Genomic DNA, 22,166 nt, shown 5'->3' on the forward strand with positions numbered 1-22,166 from the left:
TGGTACTAAGAAGGAATTGTCGAAGAGCTGGCGAATCCTTCTTCTTACGGTTCCGAAATCTTCACTGATTTTGCCGTCAATCGAATGAGAAGGAAGGTGTGTAATTGCTGAACATTGAAGAAAAAGGTCAAGAAATCATTAAACAAGCGATGGAAGTTGGTGCATCAGACGTCCATTTTCATCCGAAGGAGAAGGGAGCGCTTATTCAGTTTCGCGTCGATCATCGACTATATGATGCGATGTGGCTACCGTTAATGGTATGTGAAAAGCTCTTGTCTCATTTTAAGTTTCTAAGTGGGATGGACATTGGTGAAAAGCGTCGCCCTCAGAATGGCGCTATGGATATGATTCTCTATCCACGTAAGCTTCATCTTCGTTTATCCACGATCCCCACCCCGTACCACGAAAGTCTCGTCGTTCGAATTCTTCCTCAAGATGAAACCCATACATTTAAAGAGCTATTTCTTTACCCCTCAACAGCAAATCGACTCCTCCAAATAGTGAGCTGCAACAGTGGCCTATTTATGATTACAGGTCCAACTGGTTCTGGAAAAACAACGACTATGTATTCACTTCTCCAAACCTTAAGCATTAAACGGCATAGACGTGTTCTCACAATTGAAGATCCTATTGAGAAAAGAAATCCTGATTTTATCCAAATGGAGGTAAACGAGAAAGCGGGTCTTTCCTATTACGAAGGCTTTAAAGCTGGACTTAGACATGATCCAGATATTCTAGTAGTCGGTGAAATAAGAGATGAACAAACCGCACAACTCGCGATAAGAGCGAGTATGACTGGTCATCTAGTCGTATCGACTCTTCATACGGGTAGCACGCTTGAATGCATTCCAAGGCTTCTTGAATTTGGAATCCCACTTCATTACATTGCCCAAACCTTAAAAGGTGTTGCTACACAAAGACTTGTGCCTCTAAAATGTCCCTACTGTAAGGTGTGTTCTTTAGAATGCTTAAAGCGTCGCAGTCGTAGAAAGCTTGCTGTTGTTGAAATCCTTGCAGGATTGCATCTACAAAAAGCTCTCAATGAGCCAGAAACCTTATCCATCCCAGGTCAATCCACCATTAAGGACTTAATTCTTCGAGCTTATGCGCTTGGCTATATCCAAAAAGAAACTGTAGAAAAAGAACTGGGGTTATGGAATCGTGAAACGATCCAATTGGAAGCTTGATCGGAAAGCGGATTTCCTCTCACGCATAGGGAAAATGCTAGAAGAAGGATATTCTCTTGCAAAGGCACTTGAAGTGTACGCACTATATCAAAATGATCAAACACGATTCAACATAGAAACAATTATGAACAGACTGAAAGAAGGTGATTCATTTCACGACGTGCTTTCTGATTTCCATTTCCCACCGGATATTCTTTCGTACTTGTATATGTCTGAGCAACGAGATTTTGCAACTGGCATATCAGCCTCAGGACAATTAATGAAAACGAGGAGCGAATGGCAAAAGCGGCTTCGAAGCACGCTAGCTTATCCAATCTTTCTCTTTTGGATGACCGCAATTATGTTATTTGTGGTAGGAAAATATTTATTGCCTCAGTTTAACGCGCTGTATGAATCCCTCGATGTTCCATTACCGCTTGTATCAAGAATCTTCATGGAGCTTGTACGTTTTATGCCTGCTATTGTGGGGATTATCTTTCTTCTTTGTATCTTCTATTATCTCTCCTCCTTACTGAAGAATAAGCGAACTTCAGCTGTTAACAAAATGCTCTTCTATAGCAAACTCCCATTGGCACACCTTTTCATTCCCCTTTACCTCACACACCACACGTCTCTTCACCTTGGACTCCTTCTTCATAGTGGCCTCTCCATTTCTGAAGCATATGTCTTACTTAAAAAACAATCTCATTTTATTTTCTTTCAAGAGGAAGCTGAGCGCGTCTCAAGTTCGTTAATGCGTGGAGAGCGACTCGAAGTCTTATTTGAAAACACTCGATTGTATGTTCCTGAATTTAGAGAGATTCTCATGCATGGTCAAGCTAGTGGAAACCTTGGACGTGAATTAATTCTATATGGGGAGGTGGTAGGTGAAAGATTTCAGGAGTTAGTAAAGAAAGGATTTGTTATACTGCAACCCGTTAGCTTTGTTGGTGTTGGTATTGTCGTTATGTTGATGTTTATGTCCATTTTATTGCCGATGTTTTATTATTTACAATCCATTTAGAAGGAGATTGAATATGAGGAAATTAGTTCATTTCGTTAAACAAGAAAAGGGATTTACGCTTATTGAAATGATGATTGTTATTATGATCATTTCCGTATTATTACTAATTGCCGTTCCGAGTTTAACGAAAAACAACGAGGTCGTTGAAGGTAAGAGTTGTGAAGCGACTGTTAAGGTTGCTCAAACTCAAGTGGCCGCATATAAAGCGGATAAAAAAACATATCCTGCTTCAATGGATGTGTTAGTTAGCGATGGATATTTAGATATGGATGAAGCAACATGCCCTGGTGGAGAAACTTTAACGATAACGAACGGGAAAGTGACATCAGTTGCAAAACCGACTACTTAACAGATTTTCTTCAAATGGTTACACACTAATTGAAATGATAATTGTACTCTCCGCATTTTCTATTCTTCTTTCACTTGTCTTCCTTCAAATTTCACCAACCCAAACAGCCTCATCAACTCGTCATTTTCTTGAAGAGATGCAAGCGGATATTCGCTACACACAGGAAGTATCTTTTGCAGATGGAAAATCACACAGATTTTCCATCTCACCTGATACCCACTCGTATAGTATCCAAAGTAACGTTTCAAATGTTATTAAAACACGTGAAATCCCAAAACACATTTCAATTGAGAAGGGGACGCTTGGGTATCAGATCGTATTTGGTGCAAATGGGAATGTTCAAAAAGCAGGAACACTTTTTATCAATGCGGAAGGAGGGGAGTACAAGCTTGTTGTTCAGGTTGGCGCCGGTCGTTTCTATGTTGAGGAACTGTAAAGGCTACACACTACTTGATGCATTAACGGCTTTGTCACTTTTAAGTGTTTTGTCCGCAAGTGTCCTCCCGCTTTATGCCCATGTCTATGAAGAGCGCTCAATCATTAGAGAAAGAAAAGAGGCTACGATTCTACTCGGACAATTTTGGAATGAACTTGTGTTAGAAGAAAATAAGCCCCCGAATGAGCAAGTAAAAAATGATGTTACGTATACATTCAAAGAAATTTCAAACAAGCTTTGTGTCTCCTTTCAAGTTGCTCCAAAAAGAAATACAGTCATTTGTAGGAGTTTACCATATGCGAAATAATGAGAAGGGCATGACGTTGCTTGAGTTAATGCTTACAGTGACAATTCTTATAGCTATTGTGAGCGTAATGCCTCTTTTAATGAATGCAGCAGTAAAAAGTACAGGTGTTGATCTTCAGCATCAGGAAGCGCAGTTGTTTTTCCGTCTTTTCTGTAAGGAAGTAAGGGAAGCTTCTCAAATAACAATCGTGGGTGATAAGGTAGAACTATTGAAAACGGATGGTGCGCGGGTACTATATGAACGGTATGGCTCATCAATCAGAAGAAGAGTAAATGGCACTGGGCATGAGGTTGTACTGCAGGATATTCGTAGGGTAAAGGTTAATCTATTAGGGAAGAAAGTAACAATTGAGGTGGAGCTACAGAATGGAGAAAGTGAGCAGCGCATGGTTTTTCAAATTGCAGATGAGGCTTAATGAGTTAGGGTATATGACTGCAATGGTCATGCTAATGAGTACACTTACTATTGGCTTTATCTTACATTTGTGCATCATCACAGAAAACGAAAGAGAGTTCTTGAATCGAGAAGAAGAGCAGGATCGAAAGGAATCCTTGCTTGTCCTGGGTATGAAAGATACAATTTCATATATAACGAAAAGCGGAAGTACAGCTACTGAACAGACTTATACTTATGAAGAAGGTACAGTTACCTCGGTTATTTCATTTCAATCGACAGATGAATTGCGAGTAAAGTTAAATGGAGCAACGGAAACAGGCACGCGTATAGCAGCTACGTTTTACTATAATGTAGTAAAGGGAAAAGTTACAAAGTGGGGAGAAGAATTAGGATGAGGGCGATATACTTAACAGGATTTATGGGTTCTGGCAAAACGACAATTGCAGAAAAGTTGTCATTCGAGTTAACCGTACCAACCATTGATACGGATGATCACATTGAGGAAGTAACAGGTAAAGCCATTCCTGATATTTTCGCATCAGAAGGTGAAGAAGCTTTTCGTAAGTATGAATCTCAGTCTCTGGAGTCAATTCCGAATAAGAATATTATTATTAGTACCGGTGGAGGAATTATTCTCAAAGAACAAAACCGAGAATTTATGAAGAAACATGGGATTGTTATTTACTTACATTGTGACCCTGAGGAGATTTTGAAGCGTCTTGAAGGTGATTCTTCTAGACCTTTGCTTAAGGGGGACAATAGAAAAGCCAAAATCGAGTCGATTTTTTCTGAACGACTTTCATTGTATCGGGAAGCTCATTTTGAAATTGATACAACTAATCGTTCTGTTAGTGAGATTGCTGAAGAAATACAAGACATTATTGGTTAAATAGGTCAGAAGTTGGGCATCCTGAATATAGACTATACCTATAAAAGGATGAGTACAATGTCATCAAATGATTTAGTAAAATACATGACACAGCAAGTGGTTTCTTATATTGATCAGCCTAAAGAAGAGAGACAGAATCAGCGAGCTGAACGAAAAGCTTCGAAACAGCCTTTTTTGTTTCGTTGGTTTGGCATCATTCCTATGGCAATTTCGATGTTTGTGAAGAAGAATAATCATTAAGCTCGGACAAATGTCCGAGCTTTTTTTATGGGTTTTTTTGTAATTCAACGCCTGGCCCAAGATAGAAAATGCCTCCATTAACGATTTCGACAGTAATAACAGGCTCGTACTGTTTCCTAAGTGCTTCTTTCTCTACATGGTAGCTTTCCACTTCGGTACTGCCATCGTAGAACTGATCGAGGAGAAGTTGATCAGCTGCCCACCTTTTTTTCGCCTCATCTGCCCAACTGTGTTCTTCTTGTGAGACAAGCATGTCAACAACGCCTTCCAGACGCGTTAAACCACTTGATGGTTTAATGATAGGACTAATAGTAAAGGTGTAATCTGGAATCTTTGGTGTAAGTGATTTTGAGAGAAGTAAATCATGAAAGTCACTTACGACTGCGCCACTAACAAGATGCAAACCGAGTGATAACAGTCGGTGCTTTTTTCGATCGCATTGATAAGAGACCTTTATATTGAGCCCAAGCCATGGATGGAGGGGGAGTTGTTGGTGCGGTGTTGTTGGAATTTCTTCATAAAGCCGAATAGACGACGCGAGCTTTTTAGTTGAAGAAAAGATCTGATGAAGCCTTGGAGCACCGAAATGAATAAACTCACCTTTCTCCTCGCTTTGCTGGTTTGTAATGAGAGAAAGTGACATGGGCCGTGGAGTGCCACCAATTTTCTCTAAGTAATGCCAATAGAAAGGGCGGTTCATCAATTCTTTATCAAGTTGAACCGTTAATTGAACGGAAAGGACTCCGGGCCTTTCGTTCAGAATGGCACAATCGTTGGCCACGAAATACGAGCGCAGGTAATTATGAATATTTTCTTGTCGCATCCGTATCCTCCTTCTGATTCTGCTGGTAGTTAATTAATTCCTTAATATTTTCCATCTTAATGCGGATTTCACCTTCACTTTCAGAGTGAAGTAATATATCAGAAATGTGCTTTTCGATATCACGCATGCCGAGTCGTGTTAGAATTTCATCTAACTGTCCAATTACGCTTTCAAAAAGTTGGATTTTTTCATAAAGCAGAGTTAGGATATGCTCTTCCACTGTATGTTTTGTAGCAAAATTGTAAATGTGAACGTCGCTTTCCTGTCCAAGCCGATGGATTCGGCCAATTCGCTGTTCAATTCTCATTGGATTCCAAGGAAGGTCATAATTGATAACATGCTGACAGAATTGAAGGTTGATACCTTCACCACCAGCTTCTGTTGCAATAAGAACCTTTGCATGATTCTTAAATAGTTCTTTCATCCAATCCTTTTTGCCACGTTTAAAGCCACCTCTGAATGGAACAGAAGTGATCCCGTGTTCTTTTAGGAACCATTGAAGATAGAGTTGGGTTGCACGGTATTCTGTAAAGATGATCACTTTACCTTCGATTGATTGGATGAGCTCAAGAGCTTTTTGAGCTTTCGAGTTTGTTGGAACACCCTCAATCTTTTTGATTAGCTCAGTCATTAATGAGCGAGCTTGATCAGTGACGTTTTCTTTCTCTAGCATTTTCTTAAGTGTCATGTACGCGGCCTCTCGACTTGAACAGATTTCTCTTAATAAGGTAATAATTGAGAATTGGCTTCTTGTTGCGACAGGTTCTTTCTTTAAAGCCTCAACGGATCGATAAAGATCCTCTTCTTCAGGGCTTAACGTAATTGGAACCGTTTCAACAATACGTTCAGGCCAGTCCATACCTGTATCTTCACGACGGTTTCGCACCATCACTTTCTGAATTAATGCTTTCAGTCTTTCCTCATCTTCTATACTTTTTTCTTTGCCTTTATAATCTTTCTCGAAGTTCTCATAGCTTCCTAGATGACCTGGTTTAAGAAGGGAGACGAGATTAAATACTTCATCCAAACGATTCTGGACGGGTGTTGCTGTTAAGAGAAGGCAGAATTTTTTAGGAAGGTGTTGAACAAACTCATAGTTTTTTGTTCGACTGTTTTTCAGTCTATGGGCTTCATCAATAATAACCATATCGTATTGCTGGTCATATACAATAGAACGGTGTGGCTCACGTTTTGCTGTATCAATGGAAGAAACAATTACATCACACTGATCCCAAACGTAGCTTTTACGTTGAACAACCGCAGGAATATAGAACTTTTGATTTAACTCAATAGCCCACTGTGAAACAAGCGATGCTGGAACGAGAATCAAAACCTTTTTGACTAGTCCTCTAATCATATATTCTTTAATGATAAGACCAGCTTCAATGGTTTTCCCTAAACCTACCTCGTCAGCCAAAATTGCCTTTCCATTCATTTCTTCGACAACTCGACGTGCAGCTTCGAGTTGATAGGGGTGAGGAGTTAGGTGCGGTAGGTGTGCTGGCGCCTGTAAACCCGTAAAAGATGGGATTGCGGTATGTTTTTCTGCTTCAATAGCAAGTTTAAAAAGCTCCCAATTTGCCCATGGGCCATCTTCTTCTATTTGCTTGATAAAATTATTCGTCCATTCTTGATCGAAATGTAGTTCTGTCCTCATTATGAAAACCCTTTCTTGCAAGAGGTTAATTACGAATGATAAATAATAAATATGTATTAACGTTCGCTTTTAATTTATTCGTACAAATACTTACAATCTTAAAAAGATTGTTGCCAACCTTACTCAGGTAGTGGTAGGATTGAAATCGAAAGCATTACTAGTATGAATCAAACAAAGTAATCCAATACCTTAAAACTGAAAATAGGCGAATGAAAGCAAGAGGAGAGACTGCTGTATGCAGCGCCGAAGGAGCAAGCAAATTTGTGAATCTCTCAGGCAAAAAGACTCTTGCTAGACGCACCTCTGGAGAGAGCTATAATAGCCGCCAAAGATGTAATTCTCGCTATTGTGAGAAGAAACTTTCAGGTCAACGGGACAGAGAAACTGCGCTTTTTACAGCGGGTTTCTCTGTCCTTTTTTTGTACTGATAAACGACTCAGGGAGGTAATAAGATGAATTCCTTATTAAAAACACCATTATATGAAACCTATCAAGCAATGGGAGCAAAAACGATTGACTTTGGAGGTTGGGCACTTCCTGTCCAATTTTCGAGCATTAAAGAAGAACATGAAGCTGTTCGAACTCGCGCGGGTCTCTTCGATGTCTCGCATATGGGAGAAGTTGAAGTAAGAGGAGAGCAGGCACTTGCTTACCTTCAGAAGATGATGACGAACGATGTTAGTAAACTAAAGATAAATGGTGCTCAATATACAGCGATGTGCTACGAAGATGGTGGAACTGTTGACGATCTGCTTGTTTATAAACATGCAGAAGATCACTATCTACTCGTTGTGAACGCGGCGAATACAGAGAAAGATTATGAATGGTTGGAAAAGCACCTTGAAGCTGGTGTTTCCATTAAGAATATTTCAAGTGAGATGGCACAACTTGCTATACAGGGGCCTCAAGCGGAAGCGATTTTACAACGTCTTACTAGTACAGATTTAAGTTCAATTGGTTTCTTTAAGTTCCAAAGTGATGTAAAGCTTGATGGTATTAATACACTTGTCTCAAGAACGGGATATACAGGAGAAGACGGATTTGAACTTTACACAGCTTGGGAAGATGCACCCGCTCTGTGGAACGTCATTCTAGCTACTGGAGAGCCTGAACACATTCTACCTTGTGGTCTCGGTTCACGAGATACGTTACGTTTTGAAGCAAAGCTCGCTCTGTATGGTCAAGAATTAACAAAGGATATCTCTCCGCTTGAAGCTGGAATTGGCTTTGCTGTTAAGACCGGTAAAGAAGCAGAATTTATTGGCAAAAGTGCACTTGTGGCTCAAAAGGAAAACGGACTTAAACGAAAACTCGTTGGAATTGAAATGATTGATCGAGGTATTCCACGCACGCATTATCCGGTATATAAAGGTGAAGAGCTTATTGGTGAAGTAACAACAGGAACGCAGTCACCTACATTAAAGAAAAACGTTGGTCTTGCTTTACTTAAGAAAGAGTACACAGACATTGGTACAGAACTAGATGTCGAAATCAGAAAAAAACGAGTAAGTGCAAAAGTCGTTCCATCACCATTCTATAAGCGAGAGAAATAAAGGAATACCGAGGAGGAGAAGAGAGATGAAACATCGTTACCTGCCAACAACTGATCAAGATCGCAAGGAAATGCTTGAAACCATTGGAGTAAAATCTGTTCAGGAACTTTTTGAAGATATTCCAGAATCTATCCGTTTTAAAGGTGTACTTAATGTAGAGAAACAGCTTTTTGAACCAGAGCTTATTCGCTATATGTCTAAACTCGCTTCCAAAAATGCCAATACTCAAGAGAACGTATCATTCTTGGGTGCTGGTGTTTATGATCATGCCATTCCATCTGTTGTTGACCATGTTATTCGCCGCTCTGAATTCTACACGGCGTACACACCGTACCAGCCCGAAATTTCGCAGGGAGAATTACAGGCCATTTTTGAGTTCCAAACAATGATTAGTGAGCTTACAGGAATGGAAGTTGCGAACTCATCTATGTACGATGGACCAACTGCTCTAGCAGAAGCAGGTCTTTTAAGTGCAGGTCAGACGAAGAAAAAGAAGATTATCGTTTCCAAGGCTGTGCATCCTGAAGCTCGCGCGGTTATTGACACATATGCAAGAGGGCAGCACCTTTCTGTTACAGAAGTAGACACTGTAGATGGTTTAACGGATCTTGATAAGCTTCAGAGTGAAATTGACGAAAACACAGCTTGTGTAATGATTCAATATCCAAACTTCTTCGGTCAGTTAGAGCCGTTACCAGAGATAGAGAAGCTTGTTCATGAACAAAAAGCAATGTTTGTTGTATCAAGTAACCCCCTTGCACTTGGACGTTTAACACCGCCAGGCGAAATGGGAGCAGATATTGTTGTAGGAGACTGTCAACCGTTTGGCATTCCTGCACAGTTTGGTGGACCTCACTGTGGGTACTTTGCTGTAACGAAAAAACTTATGCGTAAGGTCCCAGGTCGATTAATTGGGCAAACGACTGATGATGAAGGACAACGCGGGTTTGTTCTTACCCTTCAGGCACGTGAGCAGCATATACGACGTGATAAAGCGACTTCTAACATTTGTTCCAATCAGGCATTAAATGCACTAGCTTCTTCAGTAGCGATGAGTGCGCTTGGTAAAGAAGGTGTTCGAAAGATGGCTGAGCAAAATATCAAAAAGGCTCATTATGCAAAGGCGCAATTGAAGAAAGCCGGTATTGAAACAGTGTTTGATGGTGTTTACTTCAATGAATTCGTCGTTAAATTAAATGGTTCCGTTAAAGAACTTAATCGTAAGTTAATCCAAAAAGGCTTTATTGGTGGGTATGATCTTGGTCGTGACTATCCAGAGCTTGCAAACCACATGTTGATTGCAGTAACGGAGAATCGTACGAAAGATGAAATTGATGCATTTGCAGAAGAAGTGGGGGGAGCACAATGAAAACAACTAAAGACCAGGCTTTGATTTTTGAACTGAGTGAGCCAGGACGAATTTCGTATAGTCTTCCGGAACTTGATGTTCCTGATGTTGATCTTGACGAATGGCTACCGGAAGAATTTAATCGCAAAAACGAACCAGAGCTTCCTGAAGTTTCGGAACTTCAACTCATGCGTCATTATACTGCGTTATCAAAGCGTAACCATGGTGTAGATTCAGGCTTCTATCCGCTAGGATCATGTACGATGAAGTACAATCCTAAGATTAATGAAGACGTAGCAAGATACCCAGGTTTTGCATTTATTCATCCACTACAGGAGGAAGAAACGGTGCAGGGTGCACTTGAAATGATGTATAACCTCCAACAGAACCTTGTGGCTGTCACAGGTATGGACGAAGTTACACTTCAGCCTGCTGCCGGTGCGCATGGGGAATGGACTGGACTCATGATGATCCGCGCTTATCATGAAGCAAACGGAGATTATAATCGTACAAAAGTTATCGTTCCTGACTCTGCGCATGGAACAAATCCAGCTTCAGCGACGGTTGCAGGATTTGAAGCAGTAACAGTTAAATCAAATGAAAAAGGTCTAGTTGATCTTGAAGACTTGAAGAGAGTAGTAGACGGAGATACGGCTGCTCTCATGCTCACTAATCCGAATACACTAGGTCTATTTGAAGAACAAATTACGGAGATGGCTGAAATTATTCATAATGCGGGCGGAAAGCTTTATTATGATGGTGCGAACATGAATGCAATCATGGGAGCAGCTCGTCCTGGAGACATGGGCTTTGATGTTGTGCATTTGAATCTTCATAAAACATTCACTGGCCCTCACGGTGGGGGCGGTCCTGGGTCTGGTCCGGTTGGTGTGAAGGCTGATTTAATTCCTTATCTCCCTAAACCTGTGCTAGTAAAAGAGGATGGAGCTTATCGTTTTGAATATGATCGACCTCAATCAATTGGTCGAGTTAAACCTTACTACGGTAATTTTGGTATTAATGTTCGGGCCTACACTTACATCCGTACAATGGGTCCTGAAGGGTTGAAGCAAGTTTCGGAGAATGCTGTTTTGAACGCCAACTACATGATGAGACGTTTGGAAGGTGCATTTGTTCTTCCGTATAAACAGCATTGTAAGCATGAGTTTGTTATCTCGGGTAAGAATCAAAAGAAACTCGGGGTTCGTACGCTAGATATGGCGAAGCGACTGCTTGACTTTGGGTATCATCCTCCAACCATTTACTTCCCTATTAATGTAGAGGAATGTATGATGATTGAACCAACAGAGACAGAATCGAAAGAAACCTTAGATGAGTTTTGTGATCGTCTGCTTCAAATTGCAAAGGAAGTAGAAGACAATCCAGAGATTGTACAAGAAGCACCGCACACGACAGTTATCGGTCGTCTTGATGAAACAACAGCAGCTAGAAAACCGATTTTACGTTATCAAAAGGCGTAATATAAAAAAACATCAGTGAGGTACTTGATCTCCTCATTGATGGTGAAATTGAATTTAATAGAAAAGCTTTGTTTATGGACAGTGGTGATTTTTGGCTCATTTACGTCCTGCGGTGACCAATCGCCTGAGCTGAAAGGCGAGTGAAACTGATGTTTCACTCGAATGAGCCAAAGAGAAATCAAAAATATGAGCTAACATAGCTAATAGAAAAGCAGCTGCCGATGTGCAGCTGCTTTTTCTACTTCTTCTTCTTAACTTTGCCGCCCCATTTTTTGAAGCCGCCTTTCAGTTGATACAAATCTTTAATGCCTTGTTTCCGTAGAATGCTTGCAGCACGGGCTACAATAACGCCGTTGTAATCGTACATATAGACAGGCTGATCTTTACGTATTTCTTTAATGCGCATTTTAAGCTGACTGACAGGAATATTTCTAGCGCCAAGAACATGACCGTTGTCAAACTCATTAGGTTCACGAACATCAATTAGTTGAGCTTTACGATACCCTGCACGGAATTCTTCTTCAGTTAACGTTTTCACATTCTTCTTCTGCATGAATCGCGAAATGACAATATAGACAATAAACGCGACAAGTAGTGCGATTGCGATAATCCATTCCATAAAATGTGTTACACCCTTTCAAGTAAAATCGACAACTTTAAGTTTACACGTCTTTTCAGTTTTCCGCAAAAGAAAATAACATGGAATAAATAAAAGAATGATCGATTGTACGGTCTTTCTAATCCTTTAGTCAAAAGGGAAGTAAATGTGGGAATGTAAGCTAGTTCATTAGTCATAAATAAGTAAGTTCAATGGTCATCTATTTTATCCTCTGCTAGAATAAAATAGGTGTTAGAATACTAGCGTAATAAAGGGGCTCCTATAATGAAACAATGGGCATTTATTGATTCTGGTAAACGTTCTCCAGAGTATAATATGGCGCTTGATGAAGCGTTACTAAAATGGCACAGTGAAGGGTTAATTCCACCAGTTATACGTTTCTATGGTTGGAACCCTGCAACCTTATCAATTGGGTATTTTCAACAAGTTGAACGAGATATTAATTTAGAAGCTGTTAAAGAGTATGAACTTGGTTTTGTAAGAAGGCCGACTGGTGGAAGAGCTGTTTTGCACGATAAAGAAGTTACATACAGCGTAATTGTGACAGAAGACTATCCGGATATGCCTTCTACAGTGACAGAGGCTTATCGGGTGATTTCGGAAGGCCTTTTAATAGGTTTTCAAAAGTTAGGGCTTGACGCATACTTTGCTGTTCCTAAGACCGAAGAAGAAAAAGCGGAGCTTCGCGAACCTCGATCAGGCGTTTGTTTCGATTCTCCCTCCTATTATGAGCTAGTTGTGGAAGGCAGAAAAGTTGCAGGAAGCGCACAAACAAGACAAAAAGGTGTCATTCTCCAACACGGGTCGATTCTCCTTGATATTGATGAGGACAAGCTTTTTGATTGCTTTAACTTCAAAAATGATCGTATAAGAGAACGAATGCAAAGAGGCTTTCGCAAAAAAGCAGTAGCAATTAATGCACTTCGTCCTACACAAGTATCGGTGGAAGAAGCGGTAGAGGCTTTCTACGTTGGATTTGAAAAAGGACTTAATATTGACCTGGTCCCATACAAATTATCTGATGAACAAGAGAGCTATGTTGTTCAACTTGCCAAAGAAAAATATGCAAGTGATGAATGGAATTACAGCAAATAAGCACCTAACTAGGGTGCTTTTTCCTATTGACTTAACAAGAACAAATGTTCTAATCTTATAGATGGTACATAAGGTAAAGAAATAAATGAATTGGAAAGTGGTGGAGTCGAGTGCACAGAGATGTGCACGATGTGCAATAGACAAAATTCCTCTTTTTTCAATGTTCTTCGTAGTGTATCTTGAATATCCGAGTAAAATCTTTTGTTTTCACTGTATTTGAAAGTTGACAAATTCACTTCATTCACCATTTTTACTATATGTAGTATTGTCTGAATATTAATTGATACTATATATGGGTTAAAATGATTGTCTGTGTGATGGACATGTGCTACTATTAATCAATAAGAAACATTGCTTTTATACACATCTAGATAAACCTATATATGTATAAATGTCGAAATGGAGGGGTTATATGACTATTCAAACTGATGAAAGAAGAAGGTCAATTAACATTGAACAGTTAAATAAAGACATTGAAATGTTTACGCAGGTTCAACCGATTAGCAAGGACATGCATTTAACACACAAAGGTGTTAGTCGTCTGGTTATGCTTGATCGCTATGCGTTTAAAGATACCGAAAAACGCACGCTGCAAAAAGGTGATTTCGTCGTTCTTACAATTAAAGAAGATCCGAAGTTTCCGGCTCGTGGACTTGGGTTTATTGAAGAACTTCATTATGAATCAAATAAAGCGACTGTAGCAGTACACGAAGATTATGTCGGTGTGCTAGATACTGAAGAAGAACGTGAGTCTGGGATGATTATTCGATCACTTGATGTGATTGAGAAGCCACTTGAAGTTTTTTACGAGCAGATCGCACGCAGAAATGCACGTGGTCTTGCTGATGTAGAGAAAACAGAAGGGGAAAAGAAATATTGGGAAGGCCGGTTCTATAATGAACTTTCTTCTCTCAACTTTGTTCCAGCAGGTCGTGTTCTTTACGGAGCAGGAGCTGATACAGAAGTAACCTACTTCAATTGTTATGTTATGCCATTCCCGCAAGATTCAAGAGAGGGCATTTCGGAACACCGCAAACAGGTGATGGAAATAATGAGCAGGGGCGGTGGAGTTGGAACAAACGGCTCAACGCTGAGACCTCGAAATACGCTTGCAAGAGGAGTTAACGGCAAGTCTTCAGGGTCCGTTTCCTGGCTTGATGACATTGCGAAGTTAACACATCTTGTTGAACAAGGTGGGTCCCGTTAAGTCCATGGCGGGAATAAAATCTCGTGAATTGCTGGAACACCCTCAGAGCTTTCTTCACCACAACGTGACTGGCGACAGTGAGCGTGATGGTTAAAAAAGAAGAAAGATTGGGCAATCAGCAGCCAAGTATCTTTGGAAACAAAGATAAAGGTTCAACGACTATTGAAACTTCCTAAAATCCAATATAATAGAGTCATCCTAAATAAGGTGGGAACTATCTTGGAGATAATGGAAGGAGTAAATCATAGTAATCGGCAACGGGGCTATGAGGCGCGAGACAAAGAAGAAATGATACAAGCTAATAATTTCTTTCTTTGATGATATAGTCTGATCTCATGTGAAAGCATGAGAGGATGGCAGAAATGACCATCCCCACTAATTATAGTGAGTAACAATTGCGTGGAGCTCAAATGATTATGCTAGCTGACTGGCATCCAGATATTATTGAATTTATTATTTCTAAGATGCAAAATCCGCGTATTCTTCGTTTTCTTGTTGAGAATACGAAAGACGAGCAAATTAAAAAGCTTGCCGAAGATAAATTGAAATTCACTCCGTTATCCGAATCAGAAAGATCAATGTACCAGAGTATCCTAAATTATCGAAGCATTCCCGGTACTGGTGGATTTGAAGAGAAGGTAATGCAAGATGCGCAAGAAAAGCTTCTTACAGGCGGCACGTATTCTGTCCATAACCCTGACTTTTTGACAGGTGCTAACATTTCAGTTTGCCTTACGAAAGATTTCATGGATGCTGTAGAGACTGATGGAGAATATGAACTACGGTTCCCAGATGTTGAGAACTATTCTAAGGAGCAGATGGCTCTTTACAATGAGAATTGGCATGAATCTGGTGATGTTCGCGATTGGAAGGATCAAGGTTTCCCTGTTAGAACTTACCGTAAAGTAAAGGCGAAAGACCTGTGGGATCTAATTAATATTTGTGCTACTTATTCTGCTGAGCCAGGTATTTTCTTTATCGATAATGCGAATGAAAAAACCAATGCTACATCTTACGGACAAAAGGTAGTTGCGACAAACCCTTGTGGAGAGCAACCTCTCGCTCCGTATTCGGTTTGTAACTTAGCAGCAGTAAACCTTGCAGAAATGGCAAACAAAGAAACGAAAACAGTTGACTTTGATAAGTTAAAGGAAACTGTTGAAGTTGGCGTACGTATGCAGGATAACGTCATAAACGCAACACCGTATTTCCTAGACGAGAATGAAAAACAGGCTCTCGGTGAACGAAGAGTGGGTCTAGGTGTAATGGGGCTGCATGACCTTCTTATTTATTGTGAAACGGTTTATGGATCAAAAGAAGGTAATGAGTTAACTGATCAAATCTTTGAAACAATTGCAACAACGGCGTATCGTGCATCTGTTGACTTAGCGAAAGAAAAAGGCAGTTTCCCATTCCTTGAGGGCTCAACACTAGAAGAAACTAATCGTCTTCGTGAAGCATTTGTAAACACGGGCTACATGCAACAAATGCCGAATGATGTACGCGAAAGTATTCTGGATTATGGAATCCGAAATTCACACCTTTTGACAGTTGCCCCAACAGGAAGCACAGGTACAATGGTAGGCGTATCAACTGGACTTGAGCCTTATTTCTCCTTCTCTTACTACAGAAGTGGAAGACTCGGTAAATTCATTGAAGTTAAAGCTGATATTTTAGCAGAGTACTTCGAAAGAAATCCAGATGCTGACACAGAAAAGCTACCTGAATGGTTTGTTTCTGCAATGGAGCTTGCGCCTGAAGATCATGCTGATACACAATGCGTTATTCAGCGTTGGGTTGATAGTTCTATTTCCAAAACAGTTAATGCACCTAAAGGCTACACAGTTAAGCAAGTCGAAGCTGTATATGAGCGTCTTTATAACGGTGGCGCAAAAGGTGGAACTGTTTATGTAGATGGCAGTCGTGATTCTCAAGTTCTAACACTTAAAGCGGAAGAAAATTCGTTTGAACAGCTTGAATTCGATGATGGGATGCAAGAGAAAAAGCAAGTTGTTCTTGTAGACACCATTACCGACCTTCGTGCAACAGACGTTACGATTGGTTCAGAAGTAGGTAATACTTGTCCGGTTTGTAGAAAAGGACAGGTTAAAGAAATTGGTGGATGTAACACGTGTGATAACTGTAGTGCACAGTTAAAATGCGGACTATAAAATAATAAGATTGAAGGATTGCCGAAGAGGTCAATCCTTCAATTTTTTGTGTTGTTTCAAATCCTAGGTATTAAGTAATGAGCACTTGATTCCTTACTGTACTGCCTGGATAATGCTTTTCTTAACTCATTATGTTAGTCATAAAAGCGATGGAACCTTTCCTTGTATCAGCCCATACTATGGTGTATGCTTTTATTGTCTGGCTTAAATGGAATAAAAGATGGAGGGAATCCAATGGCCACTACTCCAAGTATGGAAGATTATATCGAACGTATTTATGCACTAATAGACGGAAAAGGTTATGCCCGCGTATCCGACATCGCGGAAGCACTAGAGGTACATCCCTCCTCGGTAACGAAAATGATTCAAAAATTAGATAAAGGTAAATATGTCGTATACGAAAAATATCGCGGCTTTATGCTTACTCCTAAAGGAAAAAAGCTTGGCAAGCGTCTCGTTGATCGCCATGCTTTGCTTGAACAATTTCTAAGTGTTATCGGGGTCAATGAGGAAAATATATACGAAGATGTTGAAGGTATTGAACATCATCTCAGTTGGGATGCAATTGATCGAATAGGCGATCTTGTTCAATATTTTGAAGAGACGGGTAAACGTGTAGAAGAGCTGCGTGAAGTGCAGCGTCAAAATGAAGAGCAATCCGAATAATTATTCGGATTGCTCTTTTTGTGTACTAAAAGTCATTTGCTGAGCTTACGCTGTAATAAGGTGGAAAGGGGGGCGGGCATGTGTTTATTGACGGCGTATTTTCCGGTGGTGGCGTAAAGGGAATTGCACTCGTAGGAGCACTTCAAGCCGTCGAAAAACGAGGTCTCACATTTAAGCGAACGGCTGGAACAAGCGCTGGGGCCTTGATGGCAGCTCTTATTATAGCTGGTTACAAGGGCAATGAACTTGAGAAAATATTACTCGATACTGATTTAACAACATTATTAGAACGAAATCCTGGCTTCACTTTTCCTCTTATGAGATGGCTGATGCTTTATTGGAATTTAGGGCTTTACTCGGGAAAAGACTTAGAAAGTTGGGTTGGGGAACTTTTGAAGAAAAAAGGGATAGAGACGTTTGGTGACTTACCTGAAGGGTCTCTGAAAATTATTGTGTCTGATATCACAAAAGGCCGCCTAGTCGTCATCCCTGATGATCTTGAGCAATATGGATTTGTACCAGAGCAGTTTTCTGTTGCAAAAGCAGTGCGGTTGAGTGCGAGTTTACCATTCTTTTTTAAACCACAACCACTCTATACTATTGATGGCAAAAAACATTACATCGTAGATGGCGGTATATTAAGTAACTTTCCATTGTGGGTTTTTCAGCCCGAAGATAAACAGAAAGCAGTGCGGCCAGTACTAGGATTTCAATTAAGTGCAAATTTCGAACACGTATCGGAACATAAAATCTCGAACGCAGTAGATATGTATCATGCACTGTTTGAAACAATGAAACAAGCACATGATGCAAGGTATATTGATGAGCAAAAAGCTCAGAATATCGTCTTTATTCCTGTCAATCAAGATGTGACGACAGAATTCAAGTTGGAAAGACAAGGGCAAAAAAAGTTAATTCAACTAGGAAAAGATCGTACATCGAAGTTCCTGGATACGTGGAGGAAACTACCTGATTTCACATAAAAACGCTAGCTGAATGGAGTCAGCTAGCGTTCTTCTAAAATAGAGCTCTGTTTTTCTTTTTCCCTTTGCGGCCTTCAATGACTGTAAAGGGATTTTGCTTTTTATCGTCTTGCAAAGATCGTTTTTTAGGCATGAGTCGTTTAGATGGTATAACGCGCAGGTGAGGCGCATTTCTACGTGGTGCACTTTTCTTTTTCTGCATTTTGGATGATTGCTTTGCGGCTTTTTGATAGGACGTTGATTGTTTCCCCATTCTCTTTGTCATGAACTTCCTAACAAGGAAAATGACAAGAGCAGCAATCGCGGCGGTAATCAATAGCTGTGTGAAAAGACCCATTGGATCTGTGAACAGTTTCCAAATGAAACCGAGAGCAGCAAGACCAATAACCATATAAATCAGAGGTTGAACAACACGGCGCGACAAATGATTCACCTCCTGTTCGTCATTAAACAACTTTAGTGTTTGAATCATCTTCCTCTCGTATTTTATCGCGAGAAAGCAATTCGTTAAATGAATGGATTGCCACATCAACTTGCTTGTCATCAGGGTTCTTAGTTGTGAGTAACTGGACCCAAAGACCAGGATAACCAAGTACTTTTAGAATAGGTACATTTCTTAATTTGTTTGTTAACTGCAGTACTTCGAATGAGACTCCTAGTACAACAGGAATAAGAACAACACGATAAACTAACCTTACCCATAAAGGATCTGTAGGTACTAACAGGTATATAAATACCCCAATTACAACAGTAAATAAGATGAAACTACTACCACATCTGTAGTGCAAGCGAGATTGTTTCTGAACATTTTCAATTGTAATGGGAAGACCAGCTTCATAGGCATTAATCACTTTATGCTCTGCTCCATGGTATTGGAACACTCGCTTAACAATGGGGGTCAACGAGATGAAGTAAATATAACCTAGGAGAAGAACGAGTTTGATAAATCCTTCAATGAGGTTCTGCACGACATGCCCTGGGAAGATAAATTCCAATGAAGCAGCAGCTAGTGCGGGTAAAAGTGTAAAGATTGTTTTCACAAATGCAAAGGAGATAACCCCTATTGCTGCGGCACCTAATAGCAAAGTAAGCTTAGAAGGTTCTTCTTTACCTAGTACTTCTTCATCTTCAGATGGATCGACATCATAGCGCTCAGTTGAGAAATTTAAATGCTTAGTGCCATTTCCACTAGCATCAATAATAGCGACTACACCACGGATAAAAGGAATTTTCTTGAGTTTTGTTCGTATTGGTTTCGGCTGCTTAGGGACTTCTAGATAATCAATTGAATCGTCCTTTCGCCGTATAGCAGTTACAGATGTATGCTTTCCTTGAAACATCACACCTTCAACAACTGCTTGCCCACCATATGCAGGCTTGTTTGTATCTGACAATATCTCTCACCAACCTATAATGTTAAGTAGAATGTATAACGATATTCTAGCAAATGCTAATGTACTTAACTTACATTCTACAAGATATAGTCAAAAACCTCTAGGTAAGAGATTCTAATAATCATTTTCCCCAACAAAATGTATTTTAATCTTTTCAACATGTCATTTTGTAATAAATAATTCACAAATAATTTGGAGAAGCTATGCCGTGAGGTGAATGATATGGAAAAAGAGACACAACAGGATCAAAACGATCAAGAGCAACTGGAGCAAGATAAGAAAGAACAACCTCTTACTTTCACATCAAAAGTTGTCACTATAGGTGTTGTGGGAGGGGTGTTCTGGAGTTTGATAGGGTACTTAACATACCTTTTTAAGTTCACGAAAGTACCTCCATCACTTATACTATCACCATGGGCACTTGGAGAGTGGAAGAATGAACAACTTGGCCAGTGGATTGGTATATTGGCAATCGGTCTCGTTTCAATTCTTGTAGCATTTCTTTACAAGGTAACGCTTGTGAAAATCAATAATATGCTTGCTGGAATTGGATATGGTCTAGTTCTTTGGGTAATTGTTTTCTATTTACTAAATCCGATGTTTCCAGAACTTCCTTCAATTATGAAGCTTGATAAAAATACAATGATTACTACTCTCTGTCTATATCTATTGTATGGAGTATTTATTGGTTATTCAATTTCGTTCGAATATCATGAAAACCAGCGGGATAGCACATCCTATTCAAACAAATGAAGCTATGGTAGAATGTTCATGGAACATTCTCTTTTTTTTTTGAACGATATAAGGACAATCGCGATCATTTTTAGAATAAGTCATGGTAAAGGGGACAGGGATGAAAACTTTCTATGTGCTTAACGGACCGAATTTAAATAGGCTTGGCAAACGCGAGCCAGGGATATATGGAAGGGAAACCCTCGAAACGGTTGAACTTCGATTAGCTGAAGTAGCGAATGAAAATGAGATCTCGATTGTATTTCGACAATCAAATCATGAAGGTGATTTAATCGATTGGATCCATGAAGCAGAGGATGCAGCGGGTATCGTTATTAATCCTGGTGCTTTTACTCATTATAGTTATGCGATTCGCGATGCAATTGCTAGTGTGTCTGTCCAAGTCGTTGAGGTACATATTTCAAATGTACATAGCCGTGAACCATTCCGACATACATCTGTCATTTCACCAGTTACAAAAGGACAAATCGTAGGGTTTGGAACACAAGGGTATGAGCTAGCTCTAAGGTCATTTCTATAATCCAGAAGGAGGACGAATAAATGGAGCGTATTGAGAAACTACGTCAGTCATTTAAAGAATATGATATTGATGCAATGTTAATTACTTCTACAAGCAACCGCAGGTACATTTCTCATTTTACAGGCAGTTCTGGTGTAGTTCTTATAACAGAGAAGGAAGCAAAGTTTGTTACAGACTTCCGTTACATGGATCAAGCAGAGGAGCAGGCGAAAGGCTTTGACATCATTCAGCACAAAGGTCCTATAGTGGATGAAGTTGCAAAAGTTGCAAATCAACTAGGTGTTAAGAAGCTTGGTTTTGAAGAAACGCAGCTTACATATCAGATTTTTAAAGCGTATGAAAGCAAAGTTGAGGGAACACTGATTCCAATCAGTGGATTACTTGAGAAGCAACGCATGTTTAAAGATTCGAATGAATTAAAGGTTTTGAAGGAAGCAACTGAAATTGCAGATGCAGCTTTCCAACATATCACAAGCTACATTCGAACTGGTATAACAGAACTCGATGTTTCGAATGAACTAGAATTCTTTATGAGAAAAAATGGCGCTACATCATCTTCTTTTGATATTATAGTTGCGTCGGGTATTCGCTCAGCACTACCACACGGTGTTGCGAGTGATAAGGTTATTGCAAAGAATGAACTGATTACCCTTGATTTTGGTGCTTACTACAAAGGATACTGCTCTGACATTACTCGTACAGTAGCTGTTGGAGATCCAGGAGAAGAACTGAAGGGTGTATATCACACAGTTCTTGAAGCTCAGCTAAAAGCGATGGAGCAAATTAAACCAGGAATGAGCGGGAAAGAAGCAGACGCCATTTCTCGTGATCATATTGCTGCGAATGGTTTTGGAGATTTCTTCGGCCACTCACTTGGTCACGGTATTGGACTCGAAGTCCATGAGGGTCCTGGTCTTTCTGCGAAATCAGATACCGTGCTCGAGCCAGGAATGGTCGTAACCGTAGAACCAGGCATTTACTTGTCTGGTAAAGGCGGCGTTAGAATTGAAGATGATACTGTAATCACCGAGTCAGGAAACGAAAAGCTATCTCATTCCACTAAGGAATTGCTGATCCTCGGCGAATAAT

General features: G+C 40.0%; 23 protein-coding genes, 2 pseudogenes and 1 riboswitch. Of the genes and pseudogenes, 20 read left to right on the forward strand and 5 right to left on the reverse strand.

Annotated features, from left to right (window positions below; all coding sequences use genetic code 11):
• Positions 1 to 104: 104 nt before the first annotated feature.
• From comGA to AB986_RS00485, 9 genes are read left to right on the forward strand one after another with little or no spacing between them, the layout of a single operon-like run.
• A complete protein-coding gene (gene comGA, locus AB986_RS00445; protein WP_152670896.1) occupies positions 105 to 1,187 on the forward strand; it encodes a competence type IV pilus ATPase ComGA in 1,083 nt (360 codons plus the stop codon).
• Complete coding sequence (comGB, locus tag AB986_RS00450) at positions 1,162 to 2,190, forward strand: competence type IV pilus assembly protein ComGB (RefSeq protein ID WP_048308920.1); 1,029 nt, start codon at positions 1,162 to 1,164, stop codon at positions 2,188 to 2,190. The genes comGA and comGB overlap by 26 nt, the downstream gene beginning before the upstream one ends.
• A 13-nt stretch (positions 2,191 to 2,203) precedes the next feature.
• Entirely contained in the window at positions 2,204 to 2,539 is a 336-nt protein-coding gene (comGC, locus tag AB986_RS00455) for a competence type IV pilus major pilin ComGC (protein WP_048308921.1), read from the forward strand.
• Positions 2,520 to 2,975 carry a competence type IV pilus minor pilin ComGD gene (gene comGD / locus AB986_RS00460; RefSeq protein WP_048308922.1) on the forward strand — a complete coding sequence of 152 codons (456 nt, stop codon included), beginning with the start codon at positions 2,520 to 2,522 and terminating at the stop codon, positions 2,973 to 2,975. Before comGC ends, comGD begins: the two co-directional genes overlap by 20 nt.
• On the forward strand, positions 2,959 to 3,282 hold the full coding sequence (locus AB986_RS22165; RefSeq protein WP_048308923.1) for a hypothetical protein: 324 nt from the start codon (positions 2,959 to 2,961) through the stop codon (positions 3,280 to 3,282). The genes comGD and AB986_RS22165 overlap by 17 nt, the downstream gene beginning before the upstream one ends.
• Positions 3,272 to 3,697, forward strand: a complete 426-nt coding sequence (locus AB986_RS00470) for a competence type IV pilus minor pilin ComGF (protein WP_048308924.1) — start codon at positions 3,272 to 3,274, stop codon at positions 3,695 to 3,697. Before AB986_RS22165 ends, AB986_RS00470 begins: the two co-directional genes overlap by 11 nt.
• A complete protein-coding gene (comGG, locus tag AB986_RS00475) occupies positions 3,648 to 4,073 on the forward strand; it encodes a competence type IV pilus minor pilin ComGG (RefSeq protein WP_084006353.1) in 426 nt (141 codons plus the stop codon). Before AB986_RS00470 ends, comGG begins: the two co-directional genes overlap by 50 nt.
• The gene (locus AB986_RS00480; RefSeq protein WP_048308926.1) at positions 4,070 to 4,567 is read left to right on the forward strand and encodes a shikimate kinase; all 498 of its coding nucleotides are present in this window, start codon (positions 4,070 to 4,072) and stop codon (positions 4,565 to 4,567) included. Before comGG ends, AB986_RS00480 begins: the two co-directional genes overlap by 4 nt.
• 57 nt (positions 4,568 to 4,624) lie before the next feature.
• Positions 4,625 to 4,807, forward strand: coding sequence for a YqzE family protein (locus AB986_RS00485; protein ID WP_048308928.1), 183 nt, complete (start codon positions 4,625 to 4,627; stop codon positions 4,805 to 4,807).
• A 25-nt stretch (positions 4,808 to 4,832) separates the two neighbouring features.
• Here AB986_RS00485 and AB986_RS00490 read toward each other — a convergent pair whose 3' ends face one another.
• Both AB986_RS00490 and AB986_RS00495 read right to left on the reverse strand, forming a co-directional pair.
• Complete coding sequence (locus AB986_RS00490; protein ID WP_048308929.1) at positions 4,833 to 5,630, reverse strand: YqhG family protein; 798 nt, start codon at positions 5,628 to 5,630, stop codon at positions 4,833 to 4,835.
• Positions 5,608 to 7,287, reverse strand: a complete 1,680-nt coding sequence (locus AB986_RS00495; RefSeq protein WP_048308930.1) for a DEAD/DEAH box helicase — start codon at positions 7,285 to 7,287, stop codon at positions 5,608 to 5,610. Before AB986_RS00495 ends, AB986_RS00490 begins: the two co-directional genes overlap by 23 nt.
• A 209-nt stretch (positions 7,288 to 7,496) precedes the next feature.
• Positions 7,497 to 7,585, forward strand: a riboswitch (glycine riboswitch).
• 154 nt (positions 7,586 to 7,739) lie between these two features.
• Here AB986_RS00495 and gcvT point away from each other — a divergent pair.
• From gcvT to gcvPB, 3 genes are read left to right on the forward strand one after another with little or no spacing between them, the layout of a single operon-like run.
• Positions 7,740 to 8,840 carry a glycine cleavage system aminomethyltransferase GcvT gene (gene gcvT, locus AB986_RS00500; RefSeq protein WP_048308931.1) on the forward strand — a complete coding sequence of 367 codons (1,101 nt, stop codon included), beginning with the start codon at positions 7,740 to 7,742 and terminating at the stop codon, positions 8,838 to 8,840.
• A gap of 25 nt (positions 8,841 to 8,865) precedes the next feature.
• Positions 8,866 to 10,209, forward strand: a complete 1,344-nt coding sequence (gcvPA, locus tag AB986_RS00505) for an aminomethyl-transferring glycine dehydrogenase subunit GcvPA (protein ID WP_048308933.1) — start codon at positions 8,866 to 8,868, stop codon at positions 10,207 to 10,209.
• On the forward strand, positions 10,206 to 11,669 hold the full coding sequence (gene gcvPB / locus AB986_RS00510) for an aminomethyl-transferring glycine dehydrogenase subunit GcvPB (protein ID WP_048308934.1): 1,464 nt from the start codon (positions 10,206 to 10,208) through the stop codon (positions 11,667 to 11,669). The genes gcvPA and gcvPB overlap by 4 nt, the downstream gene beginning before the upstream one ends.
• 238 nt (positions 11,670 to 11,907) lie before the next feature.
• On the opposite strand, the gene AB986_RS00515 is transcribed toward gcvPB, so the two are convergent.
• Positions 11,908 to 12,288: a rhodanese-like domain-containing protein gene (locus AB986_RS00515; RefSeq protein ID WP_048308935.1), complete on the reverse strand. Its 381-nt coding sequence runs from the start codon at positions 12,286 to 12,288 to the stop codon at positions 11,908 to 11,910.
• A gap of 264 nt (positions 12,289 to 12,552) precedes the next feature.
• Between AB986_RS00515 and AB986_RS00520 the strand changes: the two genes are divergently transcribed.
• The 5 genes and pseudogenes from AB986_RS00520 to AB986_RS00540 all read left to right on the forward strand — a co-directional run bounded on the left by AB986_RS00520 (position 12,553) and on the right by AB986_RS00540 (position 18,410).
• Positions 12,553 to 13,383, forward strand: a complete 831-nt coding sequence (locus tag AB986_RS00520) for a lipoate--protein ligase family protein (RefSeq protein ID WP_048308936.1) — start codon at positions 12,553 to 12,555, stop codon at positions 13,381 to 13,383.
• A 412-nt stretch (positions 13,384 to 13,795) separates the two neighbouring features.
• Positions 13,796 to 14,587: pseudogene (locus AB986_RS00525) on the forward strand (ribonucleotide reductase N-terminal alpha domain-containing protein); the annotation flags it as partial.
• Positions 14,588 to 14,988: 401 nt separating this feature from the next.
• Positions 14,989 to 16,761 (forward strand): annotated as a pseudogene (locus tag AB986_RS00530) (vitamin B12-dependent ribonucleotide reductase); the annotation flags it as partial.
• Between the two features lie 234 nt (positions 16,762 to 16,995).
• Complete coding sequence (gene mntR / locus AB986_RS00535; protein WP_048308937.1) at positions 16,996 to 17,427, forward strand: transcriptional regulator MntR; 432 nt, start codon at positions 16,996 to 16,998, stop codon at positions 17,425 to 17,427.
• An 80-nt stretch (positions 17,428 to 17,507) separates the two neighbouring features.
• Entirely contained in the window at positions 17,508 to 18,410 is a 903-nt protein-coding gene (locus tag AB986_RS00540; protein ID WP_048308938.1) for a patatin-like phospholipase family protein, read from the forward strand.
• A gap of 34 nt (positions 18,411 to 18,444) precedes the next feature.
• On the opposite strand, the gene AB986_RS00545 is transcribed toward AB986_RS00540, so the two are convergent.
• Entirely contained in the window at positions 18,445 to 18,834 is a 390-nt protein-coding gene (locus AB986_RS00545; RefSeq protein WP_053215987.1) for an SA1362 family protein, read from the reverse strand.
• A gap of 22 nt (positions 18,835 to 18,856) precedes the next feature.
• Complete coding sequence (locus AB986_RS00550; protein WP_152670897.1) at positions 18,857 to 19,804, reverse strand: DUF1385 domain-containing protein; 948 nt, start codon at positions 19,802 to 19,804, stop codon at positions 18,857 to 18,859.
• 222 nt (positions 19,805 to 20,026) lie between these two features.
• On the opposite strand from AB986_RS00550, the gene AB986_RS00555 reads away from it, so the two are divergent.
• From AB986_RS00555 to AB986_RS00565, 3 genes are all read left to right on the forward strand, one after another.
• On the forward strand, positions 20,027 to 20,557 hold the full coding sequence (locus AB986_RS00555) for a YqhR family membrane protein (protein ID WP_048308939.1): 531 nt from the start codon (positions 20,027 to 20,029) through the stop codon (positions 20,555 to 20,557).
• A gap of 100 nt (positions 20,558 to 20,657) precedes the next feature.
• Positions 20,658 to 21,077, forward strand: a complete 420-nt coding sequence (aroQ, locus tag AB986_RS00560; RefSeq protein WP_048308941.1) for a type II 3-dehydroquinate dehydratase — start codon at positions 20,658 to 20,660, stop codon at positions 21,075 to 21,077.
• Between the two features lie 20 nt (positions 21,078 to 21,097).
• Positions 21,098 to 22,165, forward strand: coding sequence for a M24 family metallopeptidase (locus AB986_RS00565; protein ID WP_048308943.1), 1,068 nt, complete (start codon positions 21,098 to 21,100; stop codon positions 22,163 to 22,165).
• Position 22,166 lies beyond the last annotated feature (1 nt).

This window comes from Guptibacillus hwajinpoensis (genome assembly GCF_001039475.1).
GTDB lineage: Bacteria > Bacillota > Bacilli > Bacillales > Guptibacillaceae > Guptibacillus > Guptibacillus hwajinpoensis.

What these genes read in the sequence shown, in the direction of transcription:
- comGC (WP_048308921.1), top strand. Translation starts at nt 2,204, where the DNA reads ATGAGGAAATTAGTTCATTTCGTTAAACAAGAAAAGGGATTTACGCTT.
- AB986_RS00490 (WP_048308929.1), bottom strand. Translation starts at nt 5,630, where the DNA reads ATGCGACAAGAAAATATTCATAATTACCTGCGCTCGTATTTCGTGGCC.
- AB986_RS22165 (WP_048308923.1), top strand. Translation starts at nt 2,959, where the DNA reads ATGTTGAGGAACTGTAAAGGCTACACACTACTTGATGCATTAACGGCT.
- gcvT (WP_048308931.1), top strand. Translation starts at nt 7,740, where the DNA reads ATGAATTCCTTATTAAAAACACCATTATATGAAACCTATCAAGCAATG.
- aroQ (WP_048308941.1), top strand. Translation starts at nt 20,658, where the DNA reads ATGAAAACTTTCTATGTGCTTAACGGACCGAATTTAAATAGGCTTGGC.
- AB986_RS00485 (WP_048308928.1), top strand. Translation starts at nt 4,625, where the DNA reads ATGTCATCAAATGATTTAGTAAAATACATGACACAGCAAGTGGTTTCT.
- AB986_RS00565 (WP_048308943.1), top strand. Translation starts at nt 21,098, where the DNA reads ATGGAGCGTATTGAGAAACTACGTCAGTCATTTAAAGAATATGATATT.
- comGG (WP_084006353.1), top strand. Translation starts at nt 3,648, where the DNA reads ATGGAGAAAGTGAGCAGCGCATGGTTTTTCAAATTGCAGATGAGGCTT.
- mntR (WP_048308937.1), top strand. Translation starts at nt 16,996, where the DNA reads ATGGCCACTACTCCAAGTATGGAAGATTATATCGAACGTATTTATGCA.
- AB986_RS00470 (WP_048308924.1), top strand. Translation starts at nt 3,272, where the DNA reads ATGCGAAATAATGAGAAGGGCATGACGTTGCTTGAGTTAATGCTTACA.
- AB986_RS00555 (WP_048308939.1), top strand. Translation starts at nt 20,027, where the DNA reads ATGGAAAAAGAGACACAACAGGATCAAAACGATCAAGAGCAACTGGAG.
- AB986_RS00515 (WP_048308935.1), bottom strand. Translation starts at nt 12,288, where the DNA reads ATGGAATGGATTATCGCAATCGCACTACTTGTCGCGTTTATTGTCTAT.
- gcvPB (WP_048308934.1), top strand. Translation starts at nt 10,206, where the DNA reads ATGAAAACAACTAAAGACCAGGCTTTGATTTTTGAACTGAGTGAGCCA.
- AB986_RS00495 (WP_048308930.1), bottom strand. Translation starts at nt 7,287, where the DNA reads ATGAGGACAGAACTACATTTCGATCAAGAATGGACGAATAATTTTATC.
- AB986_RS00480 (WP_048308926.1), top strand. Translation starts at nt 4,070, where the DNA reads ATGAGGGCGATATACTTAACAGGATTTATGGGTTCTGGCAAAACGACA.
- AB986_RS00520 (WP_048308936.1), top strand. Translation starts at nt 12,553, where the DNA reads ATGAAACAATGGGCATTTATTGATTCTGGTAAACGTTCTCCAGAGTAT.
- gcvPA (WP_048308933.1), top strand. Translation starts at nt 8,866, where the DNA reads ATGAAACATCGTTACCTGCCAACAACTGATCAAGATCGCAAGGAAATG.